Genomic DNA, 6,841 nt, shown 5'->3' with positions numbered 1-6,841 from the left:
CACCATTATAATGTTCACAAATATCATTTTTGGAACATTCTGAAATGAAATAAGCGACATCGCAAAAGTCTAGTGTTTCCGAAATAATTTTACCGTAGTGCTCTCCAAAACCTTTTCCATATTGATAAAAATAAGGAAATTTTGTAGGAATCAAATCATAGTATAATTGATAATATTTGACACCAATCCCTTTCAGTCTACTGAGCTCTGCATTGTAAGATGCATATGCCCATGTGGCTCCGAGAGACAAAAGTATGTCCCCCTCCGACATCTCAACTTTATCTAACTTATCGTTAGATATTACATTTTTCTCCGGAAGGTAATAAAAAGTATTTAACTCATCATTAATGAAAATACGCTCATATTCACATCCAATTGATGCAAGCGCTCTCTCTATAGAAAGGACTGTTCGGGGGATCCCAGTTAAGGTTCCATTCCAATCTTTAATTGTAGAATAATCAAGCCAAATTTTCATCAGCTAAACTCCAAAGTAATAAATCGCTGCAACTCTCGAGAACTTTCTTTCCAAGAAAAAGAAGGATACTTCTCTCTCACCTGTTGAGTCAGCTTTGCTAGTCTCTCAGGGTCTGATAACTTAATCAATTCCGCACTCCAAGCCACAGTATCGAATGGATTTAAATGTTGAACTAAGTCTGGCGATATTTCCACTAAGCTAGATGAGTTGGATGAAACACAAACTTTTCCATAATTTAAACTTTCGGCAACAGGTAAACCCCATCCTTCGTATATTGATGGGTATACCGTGAACTCACAATTTTTATAAAGGTAATCTAACTCTAGATCACTGACACCTTCAAGTATTTCTATATGGTCTTTTAACTGCGGATCATTGTCAATTTGATAACGAATATCGGAGTTTAACCAACCTTCTTTTCCTACGATATATAATTTGAATGGTAGTTCTTTTCCTAAAAGAGCCGCATGCCGAAATGCATTAAGTAACAAAATATGATTCTTTCTATATTCAATTGTCCCTACCGAAAGTATAAATCGACTTGAATGCTTCAATCGTAATTTTTCAACAGCGTCTTCCGACACATCTAATGTCGAAAATTCATTAATGTCATCTCCTAGTCGGAATACCGTCGTTGGAGGGATCTTGATATCAATTCCATCACAAAATGACTCAAGGTCTCGTAAAGAACTTTCTGAGATAGATGCAATAGCATCACTTGATAACACCATTCTTTTTAGCCAAGTGTTATATATATCGGGGAATCCAGGACCAAACGAATGCGGTAGTTTCCAGGGTGTCAGATCATAAAGGACTGAAACAATTTTTACCTTTTTAGTGCGATACTGATTTAAATTACTTTCATTATCTGAAAAATCCCAGTTTGGAGCTGCTGTTAATACAACGTCACCTGCACTTACTTCAAAGCGACTGCCGACAGAGAAACTTTCAAGATTAAACTCTTTTGCACAACCATCACTTTCAACTATGATAGGTATAACACGCAAACCTTCAATTTCATCAAACCCCCTTGCAAGAGAGTATATTACTCGCTGAATACCAGTGAAATGACCCTGCCAACTTTGTAGAATAGTACAGTCAAAAAATATTTTCATCTCTATATTACCTCGTTAAAAAAACTGACTATTTTTTTATCGCTAACTAAACCTTTTAAGATACCATCCCAAGTTAAAGCATCTATACATTTTTTCCTATTAAAAGTCTGAGTACTCGGTTTTGTCTTTTGTAACGCAGAGGTGAATTCATTTACAGTATCAACCATGAGAACCCCCTCTTCTTCGTCATACTCCTCAAACCCCCTAAAAGAAAAAGATGTTGCAATAACTTGTTTATCGGAGATTAAAGCTTGAGATGTTTTTAGATTGCTCCCTCCCCCCTCCCATATAGGTAAAATAATCCCATCACAAGAGCTTACAGCACCATCTAAGTCCTCTATACTCACTGGTCCAACTAACTTAAAATTGTCGGATAATTCATTGTTCCACCTAGGGTCAGCTTCTAAGCCATTAGCTACGCTTCCAAGAATCCATATCTTAAAGTTAAGCTTGGTATGACTTTCAAGTAGCTCATGATGTAATGATACTAGACCATTAATATTTGGTGGATGCCAACTACCAACGAACAACCAGTTTGTACCATCTTCAACTTTAAACTTCTCATTCCAGCAATCTAGTCGTGAATAATTTTCCGCTCTGTCATTACCGTTTGGAACTACCACTACAGGGGATGATTGATTTACTTCCCTAAGGAAACAAGCGTCATCTTTAGACACAGTTAGAATCAAATCCGCCCTCTTAGCAACCCCGGTTTCTATTGACAGAACGCGAGATGTCATCGATTCAGCCTTTTCTTTAGGTAAGATGTCGCTATATATTTTTCTTTTAAGTCGAGATTCAATATTATACGCACTGTAAATTATCTTGATTTTCTTAGAAAAATAACCATCTTTTTCAAGTCTAAGAAATACAGGCCACAGAAAAGGTTCTTCAAACAAAATATGCGTCGGACTGTATTCTTTAATTTTATTTCCGATATTTTCATAAAGTTCTTCTGTTGTCTGAAGATACTCATCTATCGCGATATCTCCTAGTAGATGATGTCCACCTTGAACCGCATATTTAGGGGAAGACAGATTCACATCAAAACCCGATAAACTATCACATTGCTCCCAAGAAAAAGACATTGTTTCGATGTCTGAAAAGGTCTTTAGGGCCTGTTTTATATAATGCGAACGGATTTTACCGCCATGATCCAACTTAGCAAGACTGTAAGTAGTAAACTGAAGAATCTTCATTTAATTTCCTTTAACTCATTAACAAAGTCTGAGACTTCGGGATAACGTTTTTTCCAAAACTCACGCTCTTCATCGTCAGGTTCATGCAAGCCTAAAGCATGATATATATAATATATGGCCAAATCTGTAGTTTTTTGAGTAGATTCATAATAAAGTGCACTTAAGAACTCATGGGGATCACTGTAGTTTGCAAGCCAATATTTCAAAACATCACTATCTGGCTCATCTAATCCAAGCGCTACAAAAGATTGATAAACAAAAGCTTTATTTAACAAACCAGGGGATAAGTTTATATTTTTTTCATGTAAAGGAGACACCGAAACTAGATGGCGAATCAATTCATCATAGCACTCGTCCCACTCAACAAAAGTGGGGGTTTCCACTGGCTTTAAAGAATCAACATTCTTAACTAGTTCAACTAATTGCTTCGGGTTATTAATATCAAAGTAATATGGCATCGAACCCGCAAACTCACCGAATACCGGGATTTTGTTAGCGATAACCTTGCCATTAAGCAATAACCCTTCAGCAACAGAAAGCCCATACCCTTCAGAAAGCGAAGAACATATAATAGCTTTAGAGTTTTCGTACAAGCTTAAAAGTTCAACATCATTTACTGATGTCATGTTTTCGACTGGATAGCCAGAGTTAGAAAATTCACTGATTTTCAAAGCAATGGTGTCGTCAGCGACTTTACCAACAATTTTTAACTGTAGTTTGCCTCCGTTGTCCCAATAATTAACAAGAGACTCGATCGTTTCTAAATATCCTCTTCGCTTTTCAAGCGTACCAACCATCAAAAGAAAATCATTTTTTTTCTCACCAATACTTTCCACATTAGGTACATTATTGGTTATCGAATCATTCCAAAATATAGGAGCAATTTTTGAAACTTCAACTCTAGGATGATTTATATCAGGCTCATTTTCAATAAGGTAGCTGACTAACTCTTGTTTTGTGGCTAATGTAGGTGTGAGAAGCATATCTGAATACTGAATTATCGAATCAAGCGCTACCTTGAACAACTCTCGTTCGTTTTTTGAAGTAAACTCTCTTTCATCCAGTGGTATCAAGTCATATATGGTTGTTACTATTATCAATCCTTTAGAATTAAAATATTCATACCACTTATAAATTTCACATGACCAAAATGCGTCTGGACAAAAATAAATGTCGTTGTAGTTAAACTCAACGGGGTCATATTGTTCAAAGTTATCAACCGACATCTCTTCGGCATCTTTCTGAAGATAATAATCACCAAACTGTCCGCTAATAGGGACAACTTCGAGATCTAGCTGAACAGATATATATGGCATACCATCTAATAACTGTCTAACTACTCGTTGTATCCCAGATGTAATATTTATTCGATTGGTTGATGTACAGTCAATATATAATTTTTGTTTGAGACGCCCCATAATCACCTACTCATTTAATAGTTCATCGTAATAATTATATAAATCATCTACAACGTTTTCCCAAGAGTACTTTCGAGACAAAGGAGCTACTTTGTTGTTATTAGAAAGTATTTCACCCAAACCTCTAACCATCGATTCAATATTATTAGGGTCTATGAAGACAGCGCTTCCCTCAAAATACTCTTCTGTTGAACCCTCCTTAGTAATCAATACAGGGATTCCGGAAGCGGTAGCTTCCAATGCAGCGATACTAGGTGTCTCTAATGCACTCGGCATTACAAATGCTTTACTACATGTAAATGCACTTTTTAATATAGTTGATCCATATTCAAGAGGTCCAACGTGAATAACCCTGCCTCTTCCTAACTCAAAAACTTTACGCGCATATTCTTCATCGCGGATGTGGCCTACAATAACCAACTTTAGTTCTGTATCAACATCTAACATAGCTTCAATAAATTTTAGTTGGTTTTTTCTTGGCTCTATATTAGCYACATTCAATAAGTAACCATTTACATCAAGTTCAAATTTGTCAATAAAACTTAAATCTACAACGGGTTCAAAGTATTCATTTTCGACACCGTTATATACTACTCTGAATTTATCTAAAGGCATCCCATAGACTTCAGCGAGAGAATAAGCTTCCTTCCAAGAGTTGACTATAATACGATCGGCCAAATTAATAAGTGGCCATATCTGGTCATGAGGATAGTCGTACATTGTATCCTTGGTAACCCACAGGTTAGGGCTGATAACCAATTTCAGACCTAGACCTTTCATATACTCGCATAATTGAAAAGACCCTGGCATTACAGAGAAAAAATGAAAAATTTTTGCTCCTTCTAATTTAGGATCCCACTGATCATACAAGGTAATATCAACACTTCCTATTGCTTCCAAGTGCTTTTGATAAGCAAATAGTTGCCTTTCACCACCACCAGGACAAACCATAGCCCATGGATATACTCCATACAATATAGAGAGTTTATTCATTATTTGGGTCCTCCTGTACACTGCTGTACCAATCTTGGATAAGCATGAGAACTTGTTGACTTGCTTCTGTCCAATTTGTTGATTTATAGTTTAATTTTATCTGAGTAACGTTCTCATCATATAAACTAGTATCTTTGCAAAGCATACTTATTTTATTAGCCCAATCATAAGGGTCTAGAGCATTAACGGCATAGGTTAAATTAGGAGCAATTTCAGGTAAGCTCGTGTTATCAGATATAATACAAGGTTTACCATAATTCATACTTTCAGCAATTGGTAAACCCCAACCTTCATAAATCGAAGCATAAAGTGTAAATAAACAATTTCGATACAGGCAATCCAATTGGAGATCTGTTGCGTCCTCAATGACAATAACATTATCTTTCAATAATGGGTCATTTTCAATTTGATACTTGACATCAAGATTCATCCAGCCGTACCGACCAACTAATACTAATTTAGGCAGGTTTATTTGAGCGGTGGCTACTAGTACCCTATATGCGTTGAGTAAAGTGATATGATTTTTTCGAAACTCAATCGTACCAACAGAAAGAAGGTATTTATCTAATCTGAACTTGGAAAAAAATTTTTTTTCTTCCGATAATGTGAATTTTTTTACTGTGTCAATTTTATCAGCAAGCCGCACAACATGAACATTATCCTTGTTAAACGTTGCACTATAGGTCAATAAGTCTCGCTTTGTATGCTCAGAATTAGCAATATGAAAATCGAAGATTTCCTTAGCCCAATCAAACCAATAACCAAAGCGCTCATTAAACCCTGGCTTAAATGAGTGCGGGATTATAATTGGTGTTAGGTCATGATACAAATTTACGCAAAAAGCACCTGATTTTTTAGCTCTTTCAAAAAAAACCAAGTTCTCAATCCTATCCCAATTCGCGCTAGCTGTAAAAATTACGTCTTTACAAACAAAACCCAAAACTTTGTCTGTTTTTAGTGAATAGCCTTTGCCGTCTCGAATATAAAACAAAACAACATTAGGCATTATTTTTTTTAGACCCTCAGCATATCCATTAACCACTCTCTGTATACCAGTGTGTGCCCCTTCCCAAAGTAAAATTTCAGTAATATCATAATATAATTTCATAATGTTCCTGCAAACTAATTATATCGAATTCGGTCGATGAAAGTCACTAGATTTCTTAATGCATTCTTAGCAAGATAACTTTCAGCTTCCCTTTTTAAAACACTAATGTCGTTTGACAATTTATTATTTAAACAGCTTACTAGGTCTTGTCCGTCAGGTGTAATAAGCAAGCAATGTTCATTAAAGTGTTCTCTCGTCCAATCACAATCAGTAATACATAGATTGTTATTTAGGATAGCAGCTTCGATGCTAGACGTTCCTGGTGAGTCTAAGGGCAACTCTAAATACATGTTACAATTTTCAATAGCAGATAGATGAAGTTCAGACATATAGTGCATTGGTGGAATAAATAGTATGTCATTACTTCCATTTGCAAGAGATTTACATTCCTCCAAATATTTTTTATCCCTAGAAGAACCTGATATAACCAATTTCATATCATAATTTCTTAACAAATTAATGACATTTTTTTGATTTTTTTGATTTTCAATTATTCCAGTCCAAAGAATATAATTGTCAACGTTATATATATC

7 protein-coding genes are annotated in these 6,841 nt (G+C 35.6%); all 7 read right to left on the bottom strand.

The window, feature by feature from the left end:
- The coding region (locus L4B77_RS18990) for a glycosyltransferase family protein (protein ID WP_429752354.1) at positions 1 to 475 on the bottom strand (475 nt) is incomplete at its 3' end.
- Positions 475 to 1,590: a glycosyltransferase family 4 protein gene (locus tag L4B77_RS18985; RefSeq protein ID WP_429752352.1), complete on the bottom strand. Its 1,116-nt coding sequence runs from the start codon at positions 1,588 to 1,590 to the stop codon at positions 475 to 477. The genes L4B77_RS18985 and L4B77_RS18990, both read right to left, overlap by 1 nt.
- Before the next feature lie 2 nt (positions 1,591 to 1,592).
- Positions 1,593 to 2,789, bottom strand: coding sequence for a glycosyltransferase (locus tag L4B77_RS18980; protein WP_429752350.1), 1,197 nt, complete (start codon positions 2,787 to 2,789; stop codon positions 1,593 to 1,595).
- Positions 2,786 to 4,207, bottom strand: a complete 1,422-nt coding sequence (locus L4B77_RS18975; RefSeq protein ID WP_429752348.1) for a glycosyltransferase — start codon at positions 4,205 to 4,207, stop codon at positions 2,786 to 2,788. Before L4B77_RS18975 ends, L4B77_RS18980 begins: the two co-directional genes overlap by 4 nt.
- 6 nt (positions 4,208 to 4,213) lie before the next feature.
- Positions 4,214 to 5,200 carry a glycosyltransferase gene (locus L4B77_RS18970; protein ID WP_429752346.1) on the bottom strand — a complete coding sequence of 329 codons (987 nt, stop codon included), beginning with the start codon at positions 5,198 to 5,200 and terminating at the stop codon, positions 4,214 to 4,216.
- Complete coding sequence (locus L4B77_RS18965) at positions 5,193 to 6,308, bottom strand: glycosyltransferase family 4 protein (RefSeq protein ID WP_429752344.1); 1,116 nt, start codon at positions 6,306 to 6,308, stop codon at positions 5,193 to 5,195. Before L4B77_RS18965 ends, L4B77_RS18970 begins: the two co-directional genes overlap by 8 nt.
- Positions 6,309 to 6,322: 14 nt before the next feature.
- A partial coding sequence (locus L4B77_RS18960) for a hypothetical protein (RefSeq protein ID WP_429752342.1) occupies positions 6,323 to 6,841 on the bottom strand: 519 nt, incomplete at its 5' end.

It is taken from the genome of Vibrio minamisatsumaniensis (genome assembly GCF_050337445.1).
In the GTDB taxonomy this organism is placed as follows: domain Bacteria; phylum Pseudomonadota; class Gammaproteobacteria; order Enterobacterales; family Vibrionaceae; genus Vibrio; species Vibrio artabrorum.
The sequence above is the reverse complement of the archived record's forward strand: the minus strand, read 5'-3'. Positions and strand labels throughout refer to the sequence as shown.

Bases quoted from the DNA above. Each gene is read 5' to 3' on its own strand.
- L4B77_RS18980 (WP_429752350.1), bottom strand. From the start codon at position 2,789: ATGAAGATTCTTCAGTTTACTACTTACAGTCTTGCTAAGTTGGATCAT.
- L4B77_RS18965 (WP_429752344.1), bottom strand. From the start codon at position 6,308: ATGAAATTATATTATGATATTACTGAAATTTTACTTTGGGAAGGGGCA.
- L4B77_RS18985 (WP_429752352.1), bottom strand. From the start codon at position 1,590: ATGAAAATATTTTTTGACTGTACTATTCTACAAAGTTGGCAGGGTCAT.
- L4B77_RS18975 (WP_429752348.1), bottom strand. From the start codon at position 4,207: ATGGGGCGTCTCAAACAAAAATTATATATTGACTGTACATCAACCAAT.